23 protein-coding genes are annotated in these 21,783 nt (G+C 38.9%); 17 read left to right on the top strand and 6 right to left on the bottom strand.

Features of this window, described 5'->3' with window-relative positions; genetic code table 11:
- Positions 1 to 130 precede the first annotated feature (130 nt).
- From M3175_RS17790 to M3175_RS17715, 16 genes are all read left to right on the top strand, one after another.
- Positions 131 to 997: a carbohydrate ABC transporter permease gene (locus M3175_RS17790; protein WP_251522215.1), complete on the top strand. Its 867-nt coding sequence runs from the start codon at positions 131 to 133 to the stop codon at positions 995 to 997.
- Positions 997 to 1,815: a carbohydrate ABC transporter permease gene (locus tag M3175_RS17785; RefSeq protein WP_251521951.1), complete on the top strand. Its 819-nt coding sequence runs from the start codon at positions 997 to 999 to the stop codon at positions 1,813 to 1,815. Before M3175_RS17790 ends, M3175_RS17785 begins: the two co-directional genes overlap by 1 nt.
- A 27-nt stretch (positions 1,816 to 1,842) precedes the next feature.
- The gene (locus tag M3175_RS17780) at positions 1,843 to 4,038 is read left to right on the top strand and encodes an alpha-galactosidase (RefSeq protein ID WP_251521948.1); all 2,196 of its coding nucleotides are present in this window, start codon (positions 1,843 to 1,845) and stop codon (positions 4,036 to 4,038) included.
- A gap of 237 nt (positions 4,039 to 4,275) precedes the next feature.
- Positions 4,276 to 5,448, top strand: a complete 1,173-nt coding sequence (locus tag M3175_RS17775; RefSeq protein WP_251521945.1) for a hypothetical protein — start codon at positions 4,276 to 4,278, stop codon at positions 5,446 to 5,448.
- Between the two features lie 138 nt (positions 5,449 to 5,586).
- Positions 5,587 to 6,534: an NAD-dependent epimerase/dehydratase family protein gene (locus M3175_RS17770; protein ID WP_251521942.1), complete on the top strand. Its 948-nt coding sequence runs from the start codon at positions 5,587 to 5,589 to the stop codon at positions 6,532 to 6,534.
- Entirely contained in the window at positions 6,518 to 7,459 is a 942-nt protein-coding gene (locus M3175_RS17765) for a lysylphosphatidylglycerol synthase transmembrane domain-containing protein (protein WP_251521939.1), read from the top strand. Before M3175_RS17770 ends, M3175_RS17765 begins: the two co-directional genes overlap by 17 nt.
- Complete coding sequence (locus M3175_RS17760; RefSeq protein ID WP_251521936.1) at positions 7,456 to 8,913, top strand: alkaline phosphatase family protein; 1,458 nt, start codon at positions 7,456 to 7,458, stop codon at positions 8,911 to 8,913. The genes M3175_RS17765 and M3175_RS17760 overlap by 4 nt, the downstream gene beginning before the upstream one ends.
- 2 nt (positions 8,914 to 8,915) lie before the next feature.
- Positions 8,916 to 9,722 (top strand): glycosyltransferase family 2 protein, encoded by an 807-nt coding sequence (locus M3175_RS17755; protein ID WP_251521933.1) that lies wholly within the window; start codon positions 8,916 to 8,918, stop codon positions 9,720 to 9,722.
- Positions 9,723 to 9,779: 57 nt separating this feature from the next.
- On the top strand, positions 9,780 to 10,541 hold the full coding sequence (locus M3175_RS17750; RefSeq protein WP_251521930.1) for an MCP four helix bundle domain-containing protein: 762 nt from the start codon (positions 9,780 to 9,782) through the stop codon (positions 10,539 to 10,541).
- 27 nt (positions 10,542 to 10,568) lie between these two features.
- The gene (locus tag M3175_RS17745) at positions 10,569 to 11,480 is read left to right on the top strand and encodes an FTR1 family iron permease (protein WP_251521926.1); all 912 of its coding nucleotides are present in this window, start codon (positions 10,569 to 10,571) and stop codon (positions 11,478 to 11,480) included.
- A gap of 82 nt (positions 11,481 to 11,562) precedes the next feature.
- Positions 11,563 to 13,020 carry a hypothetical protein gene (locus M3175_RS17740; RefSeq protein ID WP_251521921.1) on the top strand — a complete coding sequence of 486 codons (1,458 nt, stop codon included), beginning with the start codon at positions 11,563 to 11,565 and terminating at the stop codon, positions 13,018 to 13,020.
- 181 nt (positions 13,021 to 13,201) lie between these two features.
- The gene (locus M3175_RS17735; protein ID WP_251521919.1) at positions 13,202 to 14,086 is read left to right on the top strand and encodes an AraC family transcriptional regulator; all 885 of its coding nucleotides are present in this window, start codon (positions 13,202 to 13,204) and stop codon (positions 14,084 to 14,086) included.
- A gap of 88 nt (positions 14,087 to 14,174) precedes the next feature.
- Positions 14,175 to 15,500, top strand: coding sequence for a prolyl oligopeptidase family serine peptidase (locus tag M3175_RS17730; protein WP_251521918.1), 1,326 nt, complete (start codon positions 14,175 to 14,177; stop codon positions 15,498 to 15,500).
- Between the two features lie 86 nt (positions 15,501 to 15,586).
- Positions 15,587 to 16,141 (top strand): thioredoxin family protein, encoded by a 555-nt coding sequence (locus tag M3175_RS17725; protein ID WP_251521917.1) that lies wholly within the window; start codon positions 15,587 to 15,589, stop codon positions 16,139 to 16,141.
- A gap of 59 nt (positions 16,142 to 16,200) precedes the next feature.
- Positions 16,201 to 16,449, top strand: coding sequence for a GlsB/YeaQ/YmgE family stress response membrane protein (locus M3175_RS17720; RefSeq protein WP_251521916.1), 249 nt, complete (start codon positions 16,201 to 16,203; stop codon positions 16,447 to 16,449).
- A 116-nt stretch (positions 16,450 to 16,565) separates the two neighbouring features.
- Positions 16,566 to 17,033, top strand: a complete 468-nt coding sequence (locus M3175_RS17715; protein ID WP_251521915.1) for a hypothetical protein — start codon at positions 16,566 to 16,568, stop codon at positions 17,031 to 17,033.
- Between the two features lie 28 nt (positions 17,034 to 17,061).
- On the opposite strand, the gene M3175_RS17710 is transcribed toward M3175_RS17715, so the two are convergent.
- The 6 genes from M3175_RS17710 to M3175_RS17685 form a co-directional block, all read right to left on the bottom strand.
- A complete protein-coding gene (locus M3175_RS17710) occupies positions 17,062 to 17,973 on the bottom strand; it encodes a LysR family transcriptional regulator (RefSeq protein WP_251521914.1) in 912 nt (303 codons plus the stop codon).
- Between the two features lie 128 nt (positions 17,974 to 18,101).
- Positions 18,102 to 19,544 carry a DHA2 family efflux MFS transporter permease subunit gene (locus M3175_RS17705; RefSeq protein WP_251522212.1) on the bottom strand — a complete coding sequence of 481 codons (1,443 nt, stop codon included), beginning with the start codon at positions 19,542 to 19,544 and terminating at the stop codon, positions 18,102 to 18,104.
- Between the two features lie 30 nt (positions 19,545 to 19,574).
- Positions 19,575 to 20,156 (bottom strand): TetR/AcrR family transcriptional regulator, encoded by a 582-nt coding sequence (locus M3175_RS17700; protein WP_251521913.1) that lies wholly within the window; start codon positions 20,154 to 20,156, stop codon positions 19,575 to 19,577.
- Positions 20,157 to 20,436: 280 nt separating this feature from the next.
- Positions 20,437 to 20,574, bottom strand: a complete 138-nt coding sequence (locus tag M3175_RS17695) for a hypothetical protein (protein WP_251521902.1) — start codon at positions 20,572 to 20,574, stop codon at positions 20,437 to 20,439.
- Positions 20,575 to 20,597: 23 nt separating this feature from the next.
- Complete coding sequence (locus M3175_RS17690; RefSeq protein WP_251521874.1) at positions 20,598 to 20,762, bottom strand: hypothetical protein; 165 nt, start codon at positions 20,760 to 20,762, stop codon at positions 20,598 to 20,600.
- Positions 20,763 to 20,836: 74 nt separating this feature from the next.
- Positions 20,837 to 21,136, bottom strand: a complete 300-nt coding sequence (locus M3175_RS17685) for an ArsR/SmtB family transcription factor (RefSeq protein WP_371321710.1) — start codon at positions 21,134 to 21,136, stop codon at positions 20,837 to 20,839.
- 296 nt (positions 21,137 to 21,432) lie between these two features.
- Here M3175_RS17685 and M3175_RS17680 point away from each other — a divergent pair, with 296 nt between their 5' ends.
- Positions 21,433 to 21,783 carry an ArsR/SmtB family transcription factor gene (locus M3175_RS17680; protein WP_251521871.1) on the top strand — a complete coding sequence of 117 codons (351 nt, stop codon included), beginning with the start codon at positions 21,433 to 21,435 and terminating at the stop codon, positions 21,781 to 21,783.

The raw sequence follows: 21,783 nt of genomic DNA, 5'->3' as shown, positions 1-21,783 counted from the left end.
TAGGAGGAGAAATTGGGATTCCCAATTTCTTTTTCCTTACATAGGGAGTGAAAAACTGATGAAAGAAGACAACCCTGCTATTCAAGCGCAGAATATTTCTCCTAAGGTTGCTAGTAAAACAAAGCGAAAAATGAAGTCTAGAGAAATGGCCTATTACTTCATGGTATTACCAGCCGTTATTCTATTTGCAGCATTTCACACATTCCCGGCTCTACAAGGAATTTATTATTCTTTTACAAATTGGAATGGAATCAGCTTAGATTATGATTTTGTTGGATTGAAGAACTATATCAATCTATTTAAAGATGTAACCGTACTTGATTCCTATCTTTTCACCTTTAAGTTCGCTATTTTTGCTGCCATTCTTGTCAATATCATTAGTTTGGCAGTTGCCATCGGATTAAACTCGAAAATTAAGGGACGAAACTTTTTTAGAGCCGTTTATTTTTTACCGAATGTATTAAGTGTATTGATCGTCGGCTTTATCTTTAACTTCTTTTTCACCAATATCCTTCCTGATCTAGGTGAAGAATACAAAATTGAGTTTTTAACAACCAATATTCTTGGTAGCGCAGACTTTGCCTGGATTGGAATTTTACTTGTGTTTGTATGGCAGGCTTGTGCATTTAATATCATTTTATACCTATCAGGATTACAAACGGTTCCTTCCGAGCTTTATGAAGCTTCTAGTCTGGATGGAGCAAATAAATGGCAACAATTCTGGAAGGTGACCTTCCCCATGATTGCTCCGTTTTTCACGATTAACATGGTGTTATCGATGAAGAATTCCTTAATGGTATTCGATCAGATTGTAGCGATGACCGGAGGAGGTCCGGGGAACTCGACTACGTCGATCTCTTTATTAATCTACACAGGTGGGTTTAGTGGAGGAGAGTTTGCCTTCCAGTCTGCGAATGCGGTGATTTACTTTATTGTGATTATGCTAATCTCAGTGTTTCAGTTAAAGATACTACAAAAAAGGGAGATGGATATGTGATGGAAAAAAGAACAAATTGGCCGGTTACGATTCTCATCGCCTTAGGTTCCATACTCATCCTTTTTCCGTTGTACATGGCTATTTCCATTGCGCTGAAAAATCCTCAAGAGCTGGCACAGTCAGCCTTGTCTTTCCCATTTAACTTGCACTGGGAAAATTTCACGAGAGCAATCGAAGCGACGAACTTCTTTAGTGCCTTGAAAAATAGTGCGGTCATTACGATTTTTACATTAGTGTTCACGATCCTATCAAACTCCATGGTTGCATATGCGATTGCTAGAAATATGCATCGTAAGCTGTTTAAAACTCTTTATTTCTATTTCGTTAGTGCTTTGTTTATTCCGTTTCCCATTATCATGCTGCCAGTTGTGAAACAAACATCTGCATTAGGTTTGAATAATCCGGCTGGTTTGATTCTTCTTTATGTCGTATACGGAATGGCCATGAATATCTTCATTTATGTAGGCTATATTCGTTCCATTCCACAAGAGCTTGAAGAGGCGGCCATTGTTGATGGATGCAGTACGTGGGGAGTGTTCTGGAAGGTAATTTTCCCATTACTGACACCAATTAATGCAACAGTAGGAATTTTAACCTGCCTATGGGCTTGGAATGATTTCTTGCTCCCATTAATTATTTTAAGTGATTCAGCTGACGCGACACTTCCACTCGTGCAGTACGTGTTCCAAACGGAATTTGGAACGGATTATAATTTGGCATTTGCTTCCTATTTATTAGCATTAGCTCCAATGGTTCTCGTATATTTATTTGCACAAAGATGGATTATTGGCGGAGTGGTAAAAGGTGCGATCAAGTAAACTATTCAGTTAGGAGTTGTACTCAACATGGGAATTCAATATCGTTCGGAAGATAGCCTCTTTCATTTGCAGGCAAAAGATACAAGTTATGTCATACAAATCGCAAAAGGTGGCTATTTGCTGCATTTGTACTGGGGTACGAGAATTAAGACATACCGTTATTCGAACTATATCCAACAGGTTGACCGTGGTTTCTCAGGCAATCCCTATGAACAAAAGGAGGATCGTACGTTTTCATTAGATACTCTGCCACAAGAATACCCGCAATACGGAAATACAGATTTTAGAAAGCCTGCTTATCAAATTCAATTGCCAAACGGGTCGACGGTCTCGGATTTGCGTTATGATTCGCATGAGATATTTAAAGGGAAAAAGAAGCTTGATGGTCTGCCAGCTACCTATGTGGAGGACGAAAATGAAGCGGAAACTCTAGAAATCACCATGAAGGATGGAGTAGCAGGACTGACTGTTATCCTGAGTTATACGGTTTTTGAACAGCTGAATGTGATTACAAGGTCGGTCAGGTTTAAAAATGAGAGCTCAGAACATATGAATCTCTTGAGTGCACTAAGTATGAGCGTTGATTTTATGGATGCAGACTTTGACTTCTTACATCTCCACGGTGCCCATGTGAAGGAAAGACATATTGCCAGACAACCTCTTCGTCATGGCATTCAATCAATCGAAAGTGCAAGAGGAGCAAGCTCTCATCAGCATAATCCGTTTATCGCTTTGTTACGAAAAGGGACAACGGAAGATGTAGGCGAAGTGTACGCGTTTAATTTCGTATACAGTGGGAATTTCCTGGCTCAGGCAGAAGTGGATCAGTTTAGCACCACCCGAGTAACGATGGGTATCAATCCATTCGACTTCAACTGGAAGCTTGAAGGTGGGGAAGAGTTTCAAGCGCCTGAAGTTGTTATGGTGTATTCCTCTTCAGGCTTAGGAGAGATGTCTAGAACTTTCCATGACCTTTATCGCACACGCCTAGTAAGAGGAACATTTAGAGATAAGGAACGTCCGATTTTAGTAAACAACTGGGAAGCAACCTATTTTGACTTTAATGCAGAAAAGATTATAGATATTGCCAAAGCAGGAAGTGAGTTAGGAATCGAGCTTTTTGTATTGGATGATGGTTGGTTTGGAAAAAGAGACAATGACAAAACGTCATTAGGCGATTGGTTTGTTGATCAAAATAAGCTCCCTGAAGGATTAGGGCATCTAGCTAATGAAGTAAATTCATTAGGTATGCAGTTCGGAGTATGGTTCGAGCCTGAAATGATTTCTGTGGATAGCGACCTGTACCGCGAACATCCAGATTGGTGCCTGCATGTACCCAATCGTCCGAATTCAGAAAGCAGAAATCAATTAATCCTTGATTTTTCAAGGGAGGATGTGTGCGAGGAAATTACGAAAAGGGTATGTGATATTCTAGCAAGCGCCCCTATCTCTTATGTGAAATGGGATATGAACCGTCATATGACCGAAATCGGCTCCGCACTTCTTCCACCGGACCGTCAAAGAGAGACTGCCCACCGATACATGCTTGGGTTGTATCAGGTGATGGAGAAGATTACTTCTTCCTTCCCAGAGGTGCTATTTGAGAGCTGTTCCGGTGGGGGTGGCAGATATGACCCTGGTATCTTGTACTATATGCCACAAACATGGACGAGTGACAACACAGACGCCATTTCTCGCTTGAAAATTCAGTATGGAACGAGTCTTGTATATCCAATCGTATCAATGGGGTCCCATGTATCGGCTGTTCCGAACCATCAAGTAGACCGAATCACCTCGCTAGATATTAGAGGGGATGTGGCGATGTCAGGAAACTTGGGATATGAACTCGACCTAACCAAGCTGCCGGCAAGTGAAAAAGAGGTGGTTAAAAAGCAGGTGGAAACATACAAAGAGATCCGAGGACTGGTTCAATTCGGACAGTTTTACCGCCTATTAAGTCCGTTCGAAGGAAACGAAACTGCATGGTTATTTACAAATGATGACCAATCGGAAGCTCTCGTTTTCTATTTCTCGGTTTTAGCAGAACCTGCGGCACCGCTGAAATTTTTAAAGGTAACAGGAATCGATCCAAACAAGCAATATCAGTTGGTTGGATCGGATCAAGTGTTTGGTGGAGATGAACTTATGTATGTAGGCTTGAGTATTCCAGTGGAGCTTAAGGGAGATTTTCAGAGTTATAGTTGGTATTTGAGAGAAAAATAATTATATAGAGAAAAACATTTTTTGCTAATAGGTAGCAGTAGATTCGGGAAGGATCTACTGTTTTTTTATGCCTTTTTCCCCTTAAAGTAGGTCGAAACTATGAACGATGACCTAATTTTAAAAATTATCTAATATATAGTATTGACGATGAGAATCATTCTCTATTATAATCACAATTGTGAATGAAAATCATTATCAATAAACTAAACATAAAAATGATTAATGGGGGATTATTTCATGAAAAAGAGAGAGTTAAAGAAAATTTTTGCAGGTTTCTTACTAGCTAGTTCAGTTTTAACAGCATGTAGCTCAACTACTTCTACAGAAAAGACAGAAGAAAAGAAACAAGAAGAAGTGAAAGAGGAAGAAGTACAAACGGAAGAAGTAAGCTATGGACAGGCATTTCAAGAAGCAGTTACAGAATTAGAAAAAGCGAAAGAAGATAAAGAAGTAGATTTCGATAAAGTAACTGAACTTTATACGGCAAACCTTCAAGGTCTTGTAAAAGAAAGAGATGCTGAATTTGAAGATACGATTGACCAACATATTACAACGGCATTAGCGGCTGGTAAAGATGGCTCCATGGACAAAGTAGTTGTAAAACAACTTTTTGATAAATTAATGCAAAAGGTTTTCTATACAACGATTAAGCATGAATTTACAGAAGTAACGGAAAACTGGGCTGATAAGGAAGCCGTAAAAGAAGAAGTTGAAGAAGCAAAAGAATTTTACTCCATTATTCAATCGACTGTTGAAAAGCGTGATGCTGCTTACGGTACAAACATGGTAGATGCGATCGCAGGTGGATTTGATGAGATTGAGAAAGCAGTAGAAGCGGACGATCAATTAGGCTTCAACCTTGGAAAGCAAGTAGTGGACAAAACATTGATGAAGACTTTCTACTTTGCAACTGGGGCAGTTCCGAACGGATATGCAACAAAAGCTGCTGCTGCAGCGAAAGAAAATGCGGAAGAAGCAAAAATTGAGCAAGCTGAAGGTTGGGCATTTTATCAATCAATTTTCACTTATCTAGATAAGCACGCTCAAGAAGATGCTGCATTCATTCTAAGCCAATTCGATCTGCAAACAGACGTAACAACACTTGATCCTACAGCTGTAAACAAAGCGTTTGTACGTGGTTTCTCAAAAATTGCATTACATGAATATGAAGAGAGTGTGGAAACTTGGGGTGAAGACAAATCAGTTATCACTGCATTAGAAGGTGCTCTATTCATTGATGTTATTGGTGAAGATATTAAGACAATGATCGGTGAAGCGGAGTTTACTGCTTTAACTGAAAAGGCACAAAAATATTTAGAAGCAGCAAAAGCACAAGATAAAGCGACTGCAGATGCTACGCTAGCTGAAATTCAAGCGACTCTAAATTCAGTCATTAACAACGCGAAATAATGCAAACAAATAGTAGGGAGAAAACCTTGTCATGATCAAGGTTTTCTCCTTTTCATTCATCCTCTCCTAGCAAAACTGCTTTGCATTCTTACTTAAGATATAATGATTAGTAAAGTGTAAAACTAGAGGTGTTGTGTTATGAAGATTATTGTAACGGGTGGAGCAGGATTTATCGGAAGTCATCTTTCTAGAAGATTATTATTAGAGCAACATGAAGTGTTTATCATTGATTGTCTTCATTCCTATTATTCTCCAGATAGAAAAAGAACGCATCTGAATGAAATAAAAAAACTGGGTGCCTTTCATTTTTATCATTTAGACCTGCTTGATCGAGAGGGGACCATTCGGCTTTTCAAGGAAATCTCTCCTGATGTCGTGATTCATCTTGCGGCTCTACCTGGTGTTGCATACTCCATAGATCAACCACTCGAATACGTGGATTATGATATCAAAGCAACGATTAATGTGTTAGAAGGAGCAGGAAAAGCGGGAACAAGACAAGTGATTTTTGCTTCCTCTTCCTCGGTTTATGGAAATCAAGAAGGGCGGTTCCTTGAAGAAATGGCGATCGGAAAAGTTATATCTCCATATGCGGCTGCCAAATACTCTGCTGAATCCTTCTGTCATGTGTACGAACATTTATATGGATTCCAAATGAATATTCTGAGGTTCTTTACGGTATATGGCCCATGGGGAAGACCAGATATGGCGATTGGACATTTTATTAAAAAGCTTATGAACGGTGAAAGCATTCATGTGTTTGGTTCAGGGAGTGCACGTGACTATACGTATATTGAAGATATTGTTGAAGGAATCAACTTGACGATGATCAAAAGCAAAGAAAGTGAAACGTTTAATATTGGCTCAGGAAGACCGATTACGATGGAACATTTATTATCTGAGTTACGCATCCATTTTCCGAACATGGTTGTGAAAAGGGAAGGCAATCGAGTAGGAGATGTACATCAAACATGGGCAGACATCTCAAAAGCTGCAAATCAGTTAGGCTATCAACCAAAGGTCGAGTTTTCTTTAGGTATAGAGGAAACGGTGAAATGGGCGAAAGAGTATGAAGCTTCTCTCTAAAAAATTCGTTAAGACTGGCATCTCGTTGATCAGCATTTTGATCTTTGGTGTGCTAACCATCATGTTTTTTGATGGTAGCCATGTATGGAATGCAGGTAAACTACTTGCTCAACATCCATTTTGGCTTCTTTTCATGTTTGGTTTATATTTTCTTTCCTTTTGTTTAAAAGCGGTAGCTTGGAAGCTTTACCTAAAAGGGAAATCAAGCATTTTCACTTGCTTACTAGGAATTCTTTATAGCTTATTTATTAATCACCTCCTTCCAATTAAGGTCGGAGATTTGGTTCGAGCGGAAGTATTGATCAACAGAGAAAAGCTAGTTAATAGAGAAGAAGCGTATCATTCTGTAATCGTCCTAAGGGCGATGGACATGGTCTGTTTAATCAGTATCACTCTTGTTGGGTTACTTGCTTTAGACATCATCTACCGTATCCCAACATGGCTGATTCTCGGTGGGATCTTGCTTGTTTTGCTAGCTCTAATTATTAGTAGACAATTTTTCCGTAAGTTTTTACAGAGGCAATTTGTTTTAATGAAGAGTGCTTTATTAGGATGGAACGGATTCGTTATTATTATTGCCACATTGATTAGTTGGATATTAGAAGCAGGGGTATTATACGGTACGGTGAATATTCTTACTGAAAAAAGGAGCTTACTAGAGTTAGCATTTGTAAACAGCTTGACGATTGCTGGGCAAATATTTCAAGTGACCCCAGGAGGAATCGCGAACTACGAAAGTGTTATGACCTTTGGTTTAGGTTTCATAGGAATTTCGTTGAAAGTGGGATATACAATTGCTGTATTTAATCATGCCATTAAGTTCTTTTTTTCCTATATCGTTGGAGCATTTTGTTTATGGATACATCCAATCAAATTAGACACCATTAAGAGCTTGGCAAAATCGAGAGGAGTTAGTAGAAAGTGAAAAGTGCTTCAAAATTTGAAAAAGTGGCCGCCCGATGTTGGAACTTGCTTAACGAAGGCAAGCCCTTTACCCCGATATTTGTATTAGGAACGTTTCTTTTGTTTCATTTTAGGGATATGGCTTCGGCCGCGAATCTATCTTCCATCTTTCTATCATTACTGGTAATTATCCCGATATTAGCACTGTATTTTATCTTTGATTTCCCTTTATTTTTAAGAAATTATTTGTGGATTCCTTTTATTGCCTATTTAATTGTATGGAATAATGTTCATCTTCCATTATTACTGTTTGCGATTGGTCTTTATTTCTTTTTTACCGTCTTTTTCTGGGGTACTCTTTATTATCATTTAAGAATTGGAACATCGTGGTTGAATTTCACTCGTTTTTGGAAGCTAGTTATGAAAAATAGTGATTCAACAAGTGGAAATGCGCAGGAACAATTGCCAAAGTTTTTACTCGTGTTATCTATTTGGCAGCTAGTTTATGAAAATCATCGTTCAGGCGAGCCTGTTGAGTATCTTTCCATCTTCATGTTCTATGGTTTTATTTTTATTTTTGCTTGGGTTTTACACCGTTACTTGTTTGATTGGAAGCCGGCGATGTATGCGGACTATACAAAGGATTCTACGGAGCCACCCAAGAAAGCTCTTTCTGATAAAGTCGTTGTTATTGTTATTGATGGGATGAGAAAAGAACGGTTTTATGAGGCAAATACGCCTTTCCTCGACTATCTGAAGGAAAACGGGACGGAGTATACGAATATGGAGACAGTGTATCCGGCAAGAACGGTCGTTTGTTTTACATCGATGTTTACAGGAACGTATCCATTTGAGCATGGTATTACGTCCAACATGGTTTGGAAACTGGGGATCAAGGTAGAGAGCATTTTTGACTCATTACGTAAGGTAGGGAAAAAAGGCAGACTATTAGGAATTGCCCATTTGGTTGATTCGATGGGAGACGATGTCGAAACCGTTACAGCTGTTATGCATAATGATGAAGCAGATCCGAACATTATGAAAAGAGCAAAAAAAATCATGAAAGAACAGGATCCGGACTTATTCATAGTACAAATGATTGCAACGGATCAAACAGGTCATTCAAGAGGGGTCCTGTATGATGAGTACATTCAAAAAATTGAAGAAGCAGACGCTTTGGTTAAGGACTTTGTTGAGTGGCTTGATTCAGAAGGGAAAATGGAGAATACGACATTATTTATTTGCGCGGACCATGGGCAGGCAGATGGAATTGGCGGACACGGTCACCTCGATGAAGGGGAGCGCTTCGTTCCATTTTTTATGCACGGCCCACATATTGAGAGAGGCAAGAAAGTAGAGCAAAAGCATAGTCTTGTTTCTATGGCTCCAACATTAGCACATCTTTTAGGGGCACCATTTCCTAGCCACAGCCGTGGAAAAGTACTAAACGAAGCGATTAAGGAAAGTAGAGAGTAAAAATGAATAGACAGAAGGTAATCGTATTTTTACCCGCCTATAATGAGGAAGAATCGGTTGGGGAAGTCATAAAAGGCATTCCCCGTGACTTCCATCATGCGGTCGAGGTTCGTGTCCTAGTGATAGACGATGGTTCGACAGATGATACTGTACAAGTAGCGAAAGAAGCAGGTGCTGATTATATCGTAAGCTTTGAGAAAAATCAGGGTCTTGGAGCCGCGGTTCGAGCAGGGATCAAGGCATGCTATAAGCACGGTGCGGATATTGGAGTCATGATTGACGCAGATGGGGAATATCCTGCCAAGCAAATACCTGAATTGTTACAACCTATTTTTTCAGGAGAAGCGGATTACACGATGGGCTCAAGATTTTTAGGCTCGATTAAAGGGATGAAAATCCATCGTCGATTGGGCAATTATTGTTTCACCTTCATTCAAAGTCTGTTATTGAAAAAGTGGATATACGATGGCCAGTCCGGAATGAGAGCCTTCTCCCGACAAGCTCTTGAGCATGCGGAGATCATTCATGATTATAATTATGCGCAAGTGATTACATTGAATTTAGTGAGAAAGGGATTTCGTGTCCAAGAAGTACCTATTCAATATCAAGTACGAACGACAGGAGAGTCATTCATCACCTTCAGAGGGTATCTTTCAACGGTACTTCCAGCAATTATAAAGGAAATGAGTAGACCCGTTCAAAAAGTAGAGCTCAATTCCTCAGCTCACATAATCAGTCAATCATCAGAGGCTAGAAATCAAGTTCGTTCATGGGATTTATCCATTGAAACTATACACAAAGAGACATAAAGTTCAAATTGACACTCAGAATGATTATCATTATCATTGAGGATAGGAGGCAGGTATATGTTTAAGAAGCTTTTGTTTTTTAGCTTGTTAGTAGTCCTTACTTTTACTAGTATGTTTACAACATCAGCTAGTGCCTATACGTACGGAGATCCAAACAAAGAAGAGGTGGCAGAAGCTTATAAAGAAATTCTCCTAAAGTTGGATCAAGATCCACCAAATTTTGTTGAGGCGAGAGAGATTTATGAATCAGTAAAGAAAGAAGTAGATATGCATATGGGAGCTGAGCCGTCGGAGATTATTCTTGCTGGAATGGATTCCAAAGACAAAGAAGCTACCATTGAAAATATGGAAAAACTTTTAGTACTGAACATTGCAAGAAGAATGGAAAGTATCGAGGGCAATTTTACCGAGTATGATACAAGTAAAAAGTTATTAGCGAAGGCCTTTGCTACATATGAAGCATTGTCACCTAGAGTAGAAGCGGAAAATCCTGAAATAGACAAAGAATTAAAGGCGAGCTTTGATGAAGCGTTAAATGCACTTGGTAATCCCGGGCTGTTCGGGGTTGGGAAGAAGGAATCAGATCTAGAGGCTTTTAAGACAAATAAGGAAAAAATCTTATCCCATTTGCAAAAGGAATTTCAGTTAAAAAGCTTGGAGGTAGGACATTTTTCTGACAGTGCAACAGAAACAGAGTCTACTGGAAAGAAAGAATGGACGGACATCTCTAATATCCGAAATTGGATTCCGTTAATTCTGATATCTGCAGCGATTGTAGGGGTTATTGTCTTTACGATTCGAAAAAGAAACCGTAAGTAAAAGTCATCCTGGGGAAGGTGAAAGACTGTGGAAATTCAAGCATTATTGATTACATTTCGTGAAGTACTTGAAGCACTTCTCATTATCGGAATCATCACAACATATCTGAAACGAATGGATCACGCACAATACAATAAGTATGTTTGGCTCGGTGCAGGTCTAGCAGTTCTAGCGAGTGTTGGGGTTGCTATGCTATTTCAAGTGGTGTTTACAGGTTTTGCAGCGATGGGGAACGAAATCTATTTAAAAATAGGTATTATGCTCATATCCACCATTCTCTTGACCCAGATGGTTTTTTGGATGGCAGAACATAGTAAGGATATCAAAGGAAACATGGAAGGAAAAATGAACAAATTTATTTCAACTGGTAATATTGTTGGGATGGTGATTCATTCTTTCTTAGTTGTCCTCCGTGAAGGAGTAGAAACAGTATTCTTTTTTGCGGCTATTACAGGTGGTAATATTGGAGCAGCCCTCCAAGGATGGGGTGCTCTTACAGGAGTCATTATCGCGGCTATTGTATCGTACTTCTTCTTTAAAGGTACGATGCACATTTCATTAAAAACCTTCTTTAAAGTCACGGGAGCGTTTATTATTTTAATTGCGGCAGGATTACTCGTTCAAGCAATTTCTATGATGCAGGATGTTGGAATGATCGGAAGTGTCATTCCCCATGTATACGATATTACGTGGTTGTTGCCGGAGCACTCCATTGATCATGCCCATTATATTAGAGATCATGGGACTGAACCACTTTTATCTGGAGATATCGGAATCTTCCTTAAAGCATTATTCGGATATTCATCCATGCCTTCAATAGAAGAAGTGATTGCTTATATTGGTTACTTTGTAGTGATCTATCTATTAACAGGATATCAACCTAAAGGGAAGACAAAAAGTGCTGCGGAAGTAACTACTTTCAATGCACAGGTAAAATAATTTGGTAAGGGTACAAGGCACATGTCTTGTACTTTTTCTTTAGAAGTTGCTTGAAATAAAGGTGTGATTAATGTTGGAAAATTTGAAACCAAGTATCATTATTTCTCTGAGTCTTGTGTTCCTCATATGGATGTTTCTATCACAGGTGACAAATCTAAATTCATTTGCTTCTTCCTATGATCAAGTTGACTTTGCTTTAGCACTTGAGCGCTATGATCTTTTAGCTATGCAGCCTCATTTTCCTGGATATCCATATTTTATTCTAGGGGGCTATCTCGTTCACCTTTGGGTACAAGATAAAGCGGCATCCTTAACGGTATTTAATATTCTTCTATACACGAGTGCGATTATCCCGATGTATAAACTATCGCGAACCCATTTTTCTGGGGCGATAAGTGTTTTAGTTGCATCCTTAACTTATTGTTCAGGGTTTGTTGTTCTTATGGTTAATCAGCCGATGTCGGAAGGAGCAGCGATAGCGGTATTGTGGTGGTATGTTTGGAGTATCCATGTTGCTTGGAAAAAACAAAGCTTTTTGTCACAGATTATACCGTTATTCTTGTTAAGTATATTATTAGGGATTCGATTATCCTACCTTCCGTTTGCCATTGGTGTACTCTTTCTTTTCTATAAGCTATGGAAAAAGAAACAATTGCCTCTGAAGGACATGTTGTCCCTAGGACTTCTAGCTATTCTATTTCAGTTGCTTTGGGTTAGTGGAGTCGCATTTACGGAGGGGGGCTTCGTCGATTTTATGAAACTCGCTCTGTCTTTTACGAGCGGTCATTTCAATGAGTGGGGTGGTACAGCTACCAGGGGCGACCAATCATTTTTTAGTCGTGTGTATCAACTAATTATCGTAAATATAGGCTGGATAGGGATTGGGATAAAGTCCTTTTTTCTACTAAGTATGTTTGCAATCATGCTTCTTTACTTTTTTCGGGCAATCAGTTGGAAAAGAATCAAGACAAACGATTTATTCCAACTTCTCACCCTACTGATCGTTGTTTATTTTTTATGGGTGTTATTTGCACAGAATGTAGAAAAGCCAAGGCATATTATTCCCCTGATTACTCTTGGGACATTCAGTTTATTTTCAATGGTTTTTTCGAAATGGAAAACCACCTTTATGATCGTCTTTTCATTATTACTATTGTCTGTTCAAGCATACCAAACAACGCTTTTATTAAAAGAGCAGGCTAGTGTACTTCCAGCAACCTATCAATTGGGGGCTTATTTAGAGAATTATAAAGAACCTTTTGTTCTTTATGCTTGGGAGGAATCGAGGGTTTTTACGTATTTAGATACATCGTTTCCTCATAAGGAAATTAACACATACTCTAAGTTCTTACATGATCAATCGTATTATAAAAATAAGGATATCTTGTTGACCAATAGTGTTCTTGAAGGATTTATATCACAAGGAATAGATCTAACAGGTAAGGTGGAAGTAGTAGAAGAGTTTTCCTCAAACTCATTGTTTGACCCTGTCTATCATCATATTATTTTGTATAGGTGGAAGGGAGGGAGGTACGAATAAGCTAGGAAAGAAGCTGGTATTCCTTTTTTCGCTCAAACTCGCTCATCAGGCATTAACAAAGAGATTTCCCTATCATACTAGTAAAAATTCACACTCCTAAAAAAGGGTTTTCCTAGCTCTCGAGCGAAACCTAAATAAGAAAGTTTTTTAGATTTATTTGTATTTATCGAGGGGGGATTAGATGGAATACGCATATGAATGGGTGGAAACAGAAGGGCTCTTCCCAATCAAAATCATTTATCACGCATTGGACGAAGCAGGGTTTATCCCAAACCATTGGCATGAAAGTATTGAAATCTCCTATGTTCTTTCCGGAAAGATTGAGGAGATTTATGTTGATGGGAGGACCTATACTTCCCGTGAAGGAGATATTGTGGTTATTAATTCAAATTCCATTCATTCCTTTGCGGTTGATAGAGGTGCGGGGCGAAAAGCTATATCGGTCTTTATCCCTCCTGAGTTGTTGAAAGAAAAGGGTGTAAAAATAGATGAAGTGGCTTTTAACTGTGTATCTGTCGGAGAACGAGACGAAGACCGACTTCAACAGCTTCATGAGTTACGGATGATTTTAGATCAATTGACAGACGCGTACTTGAACAGGGAGAAAGAACATTTTTCTTATGTGAAAATTACTGCTTTATCGTATGAGTTACTGTACGTGTTATTAAAGTATTTTCAAGTACCTAAGGAAAGTCAGCCGAACATTCACTCAAAAAAGCATCTAGACCGGTTGGCGCAGATTTTTGAATTTATTAAGGAAAACCATCATCAAAAACTATCTTTAACGATGATTGCCGATGAATTTGGGATTACGACAGAATATTTATCTCGCTTTTTTACAAAGCATATTGGTGTGACCCTTCTGCATTATATCAATGCGGTTCGGCTCGAATATGCGCACCGCGATCTTGTGAATACCGACCTTTCTATACTAGAGATTGCTTTAAAAAATGGCTTTCCGAATGAGAAGTCATTTAATAGAGTATTCAAGTCGGTTTATAAGCTCGCACCTAGTCAATATCGCAGGGAGTCGAAAGTACCTAATCAAGAATTGACGTTTTTTTAGCTAGAAAAGGACAAGACGAAAACTCTCATTCCTACTAAAATCAAAAATGTAAACGCTTAAATAATTGATTTTGTAGGAGGAATTGTCATTGTTAAAAAGAATGAAGAAACAAGCACGAAAGGCATTTCTATTATCACTAGTAGCATGTACAACTTTTTCTTTTAGTAGTGGAGTGATGGCAAAGGAAATGAAGACGCAACCAACCTCTTATCAAACCGTCACAGAAATTGAAGACTGGGGACCAGCGATTACGAAGGTGATTGTTGATTTAGGAAGACCTGTTCCGGTTAATTCTGTAACAACGGATACTTTTGAAGTCAATGTAAAAATCAGTGATCCTCGTTTAGCACAACCAGTGTTAAATGAAGATAAACGTACAATTACAAAAGCGTATGTTTCTGATAAAGATGGCAATCCAGCCGTGGCCACAGGAAAATACGTAGTGCTAGAAATGAAAATTGGACCTAATGAACCGCTAGGCAATGCTATGAATTATGACTGGCAGAAAACTGGTTTTAATGATTGGACAGAAAACGAATATACAATCACACAGAAAGAAGATATTGTTACAAAAGCAGGAACGATCTCAGACCTTGTGGTTGATCATTTCTCAGGCGGTGTAAGAGAGCTAGTGGATGAGTTCTCTACAGGTGAAGCTACATATGACGATGTAACCCTAACGTATGCAGATTTTGAGCCGAAGAAGGATAACAAGAAAAATCCTCTCGTCATCTGGCTGCACGGTGCAGGTGAAGGTGGAACAGATCCAACGATTCCAATTTCAGGAAACAAGGCTGTGAACTGGGCTTCTGAAGACATTCAATCCTACTTTGGTGGAGCGTATGTGTTAGCTCCTCAAACACCAACATTCTGGATGGACGGTCTCACGGGCTTTGGCGATGGAACGTCAAAATATGAAGATGCATTAATGAGCTTGATTGAAGACTATGTGTCTAACAATAAAGACATTGATACGGACCGTATTTATATCGGTGGGGACTCAAACGGTGGATACATGACGATGCTCATGATTCGTGACTATCCAGAATATTTCGCAGCGGCTATTCCAACTTGTGAAGCGCTAGCTGACACATTAATTACAGATAAGCAAATTGAAGATATGAAAAACGTACCAACTTGGTTTGTTACTGCTAAGAACGATCCAGTTGTAAATGTGAACAATTATACGGTTCCAACGTATGAGCGTTTAGTGGCTGCAGGTGCACCGAATGTACATTTATCTCTATTCAATAACGTGGTAGATACTTCAGGCTTATACAAAAATACTGACGGCACTCCATACGAGTACAACGGCCACTGGTCTTGGATTTACGTGTACAACAATGACGTAAAAACAACAATTGATGGAAAAGAAATCACTCTTATGGAATGGCTAGCAAGTCAGTCTAAATAATATCCGAAAAGCAGTGTGCTTCTAACAAGAATCACACTGCTTTTTTTTGGTATAGTAAGGACATAACATAGAAGAGAGGTGCCACAATGAAATCAGAACAGCAATATTTCGAAGAAGGTAAGTCAATTCAAGCATATATGGACGAAATGAGTACATTAAAAGAGGAAAGCTTTGCGGTGTATGAGCAATTTCAATTACCTGAAGACGGCTTGGTAGACACATTAAAGCAACATGCACTTCACTTCTTAACCATTACAGAAGATTGGTGTGGAGATGCCATGATGATCAACCCAGTCATTCGCAAATTAGCCGAAGCGGCAAACATAGAGATGCGTGTGACTTTACGTGACGCTGACACCGATTTGATTGACCGACACCTAACAAACGGCGGTCGTGCGATCCCAATCATTTTGATTTTAAATGAGCAAGGTGAGTTAGTAGGAAAATGGGGACCACGCGCACCTGAAGTTCAACAAATGGTTGACGAGCTTCGTGCCACCCTGCCGGACAAAGAAGATCCGTCTTTCGCTGAAAAACAAAAAGAACTCTTTGGCCAATTAAGAAAAAGCTATGTTGAAGACCAAACCCTTTGGTCATACGTGTATGAGAGCTTTAAGGGAAGAGTATTAGAAATGATTTAAGTTTAACTCTTTGATCTTCCGGGTACTAGTCTACTACCATCACAAAGGAGGACATACATATGGGATTACTTCTTTACTTGATCGTAGGCGGTATCATCGGGTGGTTGGCAAGTTTAATTGCAGGAAACAATCTCCCCTATGGAATCATTGGGAATATTATTTGCGGAATTATAGGTGCTTGGATTGGTGGGCTGCTCCTAGGAACATGGGGACCAGCAGTTGCAGGCATTGCCATTTTACCAGCATTAATCGGTAGTATATTGTTTGTTTTATTATTGCGGGTGATCACAAACATCCTTTCTAAATAGCGATTGAAGGCAGCCTTATGGGTTGTCTTTTTTTAATTCCCTAAATGATGGATTTTTTTGAGGGATATGGACAATTTAATAAAAATAGCTAAAACTGGTTGAGGTGAAATCGTTGCATGATTAAGAGGAGGCACTTGCTTTTTAATCTAACTATCATAGTCATTCCGTGGTTATCATTATTGTTTATCGGGAAGAAAAGTTTCAAGCGCTATTCTTTCACCGGTATATTTATTGTGGTATTTGAAATCATTAATCATATTTACGGTCATAGAAGGAATTGGTGGAAGTTTTACGATGGTTATAAATCATTTTTTAAGGATGAACTTCCTTTTAGTGTGGGTCCTTATATGCCTCTTACTATGTGGATACTTAAATTTTCGTACGGAAACTTTAAGAAATTTGTTTTACTTAATGTCATTGCAGATGGGCTCTTCGCATTTGTTTGGATGGATGTCCTGAAAAAGTTTAAAATTATCAGTTTAAATGGGCTAAATCGTGTCCAATTCTTTTTCTACTTACACTATAAAGCGTATCTATTGTATGCCGTCCAGTATTTGATTGAAAAATATAGATTAAACCGCTAGGGGAATATGATCATTCCCCTTTTCTAGGTTACTTCAAATAAAGATCAATGATTTGCTTGAGTTCCTCTAAATACAATTTAGCGATCCGGCTAAGTTGTGTTTTTTTATTAACGACGCAGCCGACCGTAATCAGTTCACCTTCTTCTAAGGGAACAGATACAATATTGGATCCGTTCAAATCTTCACTTAAAATTCCAGTAGAAATCGTATACCCATTCAACCCAATTAACAGATTAAATAGGGTCGCGCGATCACTCACCTGAATGCTTTTTTTACAAGGAATGGTGCTGAAAAGCTCTTCTGAATAATAAAACGAGTTATACTCTCCTTGTTCAAACGTAAGACGTGGAAATTCTTCTAACTCCTCTAATGTGACCATTGATTTCTTAGCTAAAGGATTTTGAGTACTGACGAATATATGAGGCTTTGCTTGAAAAAGAACTTCAAAATCCAACCCTCGTTCTTTTAATAATGGCATCATGACTTTTTCATTAAAGGAACTTACATACAAAATGCCAATTTCGCTTCGTAGGTTTTTGACGTCTTCGATGATTTCATAGGTTCTCGTTTCTCTTAGTGTAAATTGGTATTTTTCCTCGCCATGTTTCTTGATCATTTCAACAAAAGCGTTCACAGCAAATGCATAATGCTGGGTGGAAACGGAAAAGAGCTGTTCAGAAGGGGCCGTGTTAAAATAACGGCGCTCTAGCAATTCCGCTTGTTCCACCACCTGCCTAGCATACCCAAGAAACTCGGCTCCATCGGTAGACAGCGTAATTCCTGTAGATGTACGAGTGAAAATGGTAATTCCTATTTCTCTTTCAAGTTCTTTTATCGCCTTTGATAAACTAGGTTGCGAGATATATAGCCGACGCGCAGCTTCATTAATCGAACCACACGCCACCACTTCTATCACATATTTTAACTGCTGTAACTTCATACTTATTCCCCGTTTTACTTTTTGGATTCTATTTCGTTATTCTACTCTTGAGCTAAGAGAATTTCAAAATTTTTGTAAGAATAGAAAAAGAAACAGAGCTAATGGAAAAATTAGCTCTGTTTCTTTGGTTATGAAGCTTGATGCTCCACATGAACTCTTTTGATGAACATACTAACGATAACCCCAACTACAGCGATAATAATCGCAAAAATAAAGGCATCCTGTACTCCTGAAGTGAAGGCTAGTAATGGATTGAGCGGATTCGTTGCATCTGTCACGTTCTTCAAATAATCTTCCATTCCAGATGATAAAATCGAAATCGCGATAGCTGTTCCAATCGCACCAGCTACCTGTTGTAGAGTGTTCATAATGGCGGTTCCATCTGGATATAATTCACGTGGCAATTGGTTTAACCCATTCGTTTGAGCTGGCATCATAATCATTGAAACGCCTACCATCATCAAAATATGCATCGCAATCAGAAAGGCAGAAGATGTTTCTAAGTCGATCGTTGAGAAACCGAATAGGGATCCAGTGACAATCACAAGACCAGGGATGACTAACCACTTTGGTCCAAATTTATCAAATAAGCTACCCATGACAGGTGAGAGTAAGCCATTCACAATTCCACCTGGTAAGAGAAGAAGTCCAGCAGCAAACGTACTTAACGCAAGGGATGTTTGTAAGTAAAGTGGCAATAGAATCATAGACGATAAAATAACCATCATACAAATCAGAACTAATAATAATCCAACCACAAACATCGGGTATTTAAACGCACGAAGATTGAGCATTGGCTGATTCATTTTTGTTTGGCGGATACAGAATAAAAGAAGTCCGATTAAACCAACTGAAATGGCAGTAATCACGGTTGGATCTCCCCAGCCGCCACCTTCACCTGCATGACTAAATCCGTACACCACTCCGCCAAATCCAATTGTTGATAAAACAATCGATAACACATCAATCTTTGGCTTCGTTGGTGTGGATACATTTTGCATATAAAAGTATCCAAAAACAAGTGCAACGATTAATAACGGAAGGCAGATCCAGAAAATCCAGTGCCATGTAAGATTTTTTAAAATAAGACCAGAAAGTGTTGGTCCAACTGCAGGGGCAAACATGATAACAAGGCCCATCAGCCCCATGATTTTTCCACGTTTATACGGTGGAACGATTAATAAAATCGTGTTAAACATTAAAGGCAGCATTAACGCCGTTCCCATCGCTTGCACCACACGTGCTAACATTAAGAAAGCGAAGGTAGGGGAAATCGCTGCGATAAACGTTCCGATAATAGAGAGGGTAAGTGAAGCAATGAACAATTGTCGGGTCGTGAACCACTGTAAGATCAGACCAGATACGGGAACGAGAATTCCAAGTGTAAGGAGGTAACCGGTCGTTAACCATTGAACGGTCGTTTCCTTGATTGCAAAGTCTTCTATTAAACTACCAAGTGCCATGTTTAAAGCTGTTTCACTAAACAGACCAATAAAGCCAGCGATCAGGAAGGAGACAAGAATGGGAAGTACTTTGTATTCTCCCGCTTCCACTTCCTTTGTTTGGCCCATTTGGGTATCCATATTCATATTTTTATCCTCCTAGTTGTTCTTATTGCTGAGTAAAGTGGGAATTTGGTTAGCAATCAACCTTAAGGTATCCCCATTTTTACTAGTTAATGAAAGTGTTGTTGCACCCTCTAGCATAGCGTTAATGGTTACGGCGAGCTCTCGAGCCTTAGTGGTTTCGTAGCCATATTGTTCAAGCTTTTCTGCGTAAAGATCCTGCCATTCTTTGAAGGTTTTTTCACAAGCAAGTCGAAGCGTTTCATGTGTATTCGCTGTTTCTGCAGCTAGTAGACCAATTTTTAATCCATCTAAGCTGCATGGTGAATCAAAAACCAAAGCAATATTGTTCACATGCTGTTGAAAGGCTTGAATCAAATTATCTGTGGAAGCAAGATCTTTTGCCGTTTGTTCTAGAACATGCTGCTTCATCAGGTTAATCGCTTCTAACGCAATTTCTTCTTTCCCTTTTGGAAAATGGTAGTACAATGACCCTTTGGGTGTACCACTCTCCTCAATAATTTGATTAACTCCGGTCGCGCTATATCCTTGACGTTGAAACAAACGAGAAGCTGTCTGTAAAATAATCTCTTTTGTATGTTCTTTTTTGTTTTTCATCGTATGAAGTCATCCTTTTAGAAATTATAGAGATCGGTCTATATAAATATAGTTAGAATTTTAGAGAATGTCAATTAATAAGTCGTGGGTGTTGTTAACTTACTGAAGGATTGGTGGGGTAAGGAAGTTTGGACAGAAGGCGCAGGAAAACGGAGGAGTGAGTCCAAATGCGGTGAAGATTTGGACAAGGGGAGTGGAAATCTGTAGGGAAAAGTTCAAATACCAGCATCTAAAAAAATAGCACGAACATAACATTCGTGCCATTCCCTATATATCTATATTAACAACACTTCGTCTGATCGGCACCACCACCGCAGCATGCGCTATTCTTCTCTTCTTTCTCACTGACTTCTTTGATTTCTACACCACAGCAATCTGAATTCTTATTGTTTCTTATTAGGTTCTTCAAAAAGCTCATATTGGATTCACCTCCTTTTAATCTTAAGCGTTAGTTGGCGTGACGCAGCAATTTGGGTCTTTTCGGGGAGGGGGCATGGAGATTTTTTTCGCTGCCTCTCTTTCGAAAAACTTCCAAGCGTGTCTAGCATTTCTTTCTACTTCCTGTTGCTTTAGCTTTGCGATTGCATGATAGTCTTGATAAAACATGTGATCGTCTCCTTTAATCAAAATATATTGATTTATTAATCAAAAAAAATTGATTTAACCGTTTAAGAGAAAACCTAACCGCAGCTAGGTCGAAATAGGCAGCAAAGCTCAGGGGACAATAGGTGATTGATTTCTTCGGTGTTTACTTGGTAATAGCTCCACGTACCTTTTGTTTCTTTCGTGATTAAACCGGCATCAAGCAAAATCTTTAAGTGATACGAAAGCTTGGATTGAGGCATGTCAATCAACTCACTCAAATCACAAACACAGCTCGAGTTTTGTTGAACCAAAAGGTGTAAGATGTATAGGCGTTTTTGATCTGCAAGGGCTTTAAATTTTGCTTCGTATGTTTCAAGCTTGCTTTGCAGTGGGATCTCTTCATTAGTTGCATTTTTTGTACGAGTGACGTCCGTTAAGGGAATGAACTGTTTCACTTTTCGTTCTCCTTTAATCAAAAATACTTGATATACTGTATTATACTTCCAGTGGTAGGTATTGGCAACCGTTTAATCAAAAAAAATTGATTTTACATTTTACAAAAGCTTTACAAAAAACCGGTTGAGCTAGATATATAAGTGTATTATTATATAAGTAATCGATTATATACTTATTAGCAACATACATTTGGGAAAGATAAACGTATTCTAATGGCCAATTAGGAGGTGTTTCCATGCAAGAAGAATCTGTTATTGAGATTGAAGAAGTTGCTAATATCTTAAAGCTGCTAGGAGACAAAACACGATTAACGATCGTGAAGATATTAGATTCACACGACTGCTGTGTGTGTGAGTTTGTTGAAATGTTTAAAACCAGTCAGCCTGCGATTAGCCAGCATGTAAGGAAGCTAAAGGATAAGGGAATTGTAAAGGAATCAAGAAGAGGACAGTGGATTATTTATTCCTTAAATAAGGAAAGTGAATACTATCCATTCTTGCAGGATGTACTCAAACATTTACCCGATCAAGGCTACAGACTGGATGAGTTAGAAAAACAAGGGTTACGTATCTCTTGTTGTGAATAA

The organism is Robertmurraya korlensis (assembly GCF_023715225.1).
Lineage (GTDB): Bacteria > Bacillota > Bacilli > Bacillales > Cytobacillaceae > Robertmurraya_A.
This window is presented reverse-complemented; position numbering and strand designations above follow the sequence as displayed.

Bases quoted from the DNA above. Each gene is read 5' to 3' on its own strand.
- M3175_RS17790 (WP_251522215.1), top strand. From the start codon at position 131: ATGAAGTCTAGAGAAATGGCCTATTACTTCATGGTATTACCAGCCGTT.
- M3175_RS17785 (WP_251521951.1), top strand. From the start codon at position 997: ATGGAAAAAAGAACAAATTGGCCGGTTACGATTCTCATCGCCTTAGGT.
- M3175_RS17780 (WP_251521948.1), top strand. From the start codon at position 1,843: ATGGGAATTCAATATCGTTCGGAAGATAGCCTCTTTCATTTGCAGGCA.
- M3175_RS17775 (WP_251521945.1), top strand. From the start codon at position 4,276: ATGAAAAAGAGAGAGTTAAAGAAAATTTTTGCAGGTTTCTTACTAGCT.
- M3175_RS17770 (WP_251521942.1), top strand. From the start codon at position 5,587: ATGAAGATTATTGTAACGGGTGGAGCAGGATTTATCGGAAGTCATCTT.
- M3175_RS17765 (WP_251521939.1), top strand. From the start codon at position 6,518: ATGAAGCTTCTCTCTAAAAAATTCGTTAAGACTGGCATCTCGTTGATC.
- M3175_RS17755 (WP_251521933.1), top strand. From the start codon at position 8,916: ATGAATAGACAGAAGGTAATCGTATTTTTACCCGCCTATAATGAGGAA.
- M3175_RS17750 (WP_251521930.1), top strand. From the start codon at position 9,780: ATGTTTAAGAAGCTTTTGTTTTTTAGCTTGTTAGTAGTCCTTACTTTT.
- M3175_RS17735 (WP_251521919.1), top strand. From the start codon at position 13,202: ATGGAATACGCATATGAATGGGTGGAAACAGAAGGGCTCTTCCCAATC.
- M3175_RS17725 (WP_251521917.1), top strand. From the start codon at position 15,587: ATGAAATCAGAACAGCAATATTTCGAAGAAGGTAAGTCAATTCAAGCA.
- M3175_RS17720 (WP_251521916.1), top strand. From the start codon at position 16,201: ATGGGATTACTTCTTTACTTGATCGTAGGCGGTATCATCGGGTGGTTG.
- M3175_RS17715 (WP_251521915.1), top strand. From the start codon at position 16,566: ATGATTAAGAGGAGGCACTTGCTTTTTAATCTAACTATCATAGTCATT.
- M3175_RS17710 (WP_251521914.1), bottom strand. From the start codon at position 17,973: ATGAAGTTACAGCAGTTAAAATATGTGATAGAAGTGGTGGCGTGTGGT.
- M3175_RS17705 (WP_251522212.1), bottom strand. From the start codon at position 19,544: ATGGGCCAAACAAAGGAAGTGGAAGCGGGAGAATACAAAGTACTTCCC.
- M3175_RS17700 (WP_251521913.1), bottom strand. From the start codon at position 20,156: ATGAAAAACAAAAAAGAACATACAAAAGAGATTATTTTACAGACAGCT.
- M3175_RS17695 (WP_251521902.1), bottom strand. From the start codon at position 20,574: ATGAGCTTTTTGAAGAACCTAATAAGAAACAATAAGAATTCAGATTGC.
- M3175_RS17690 (WP_251521874.1), bottom strand. From the start codon at position 20,762: ATGTTTTATCAAGACTATCATGCAATCGCAAAGCTAAAGCAACAGGAA.
- M3175_RS17680 (WP_251521871.1), top strand. From the start codon at position 21,433: ATGCAAGAAGAATCTGTTATTGAGATTGAAGAAGTTGCTAATATCTTA.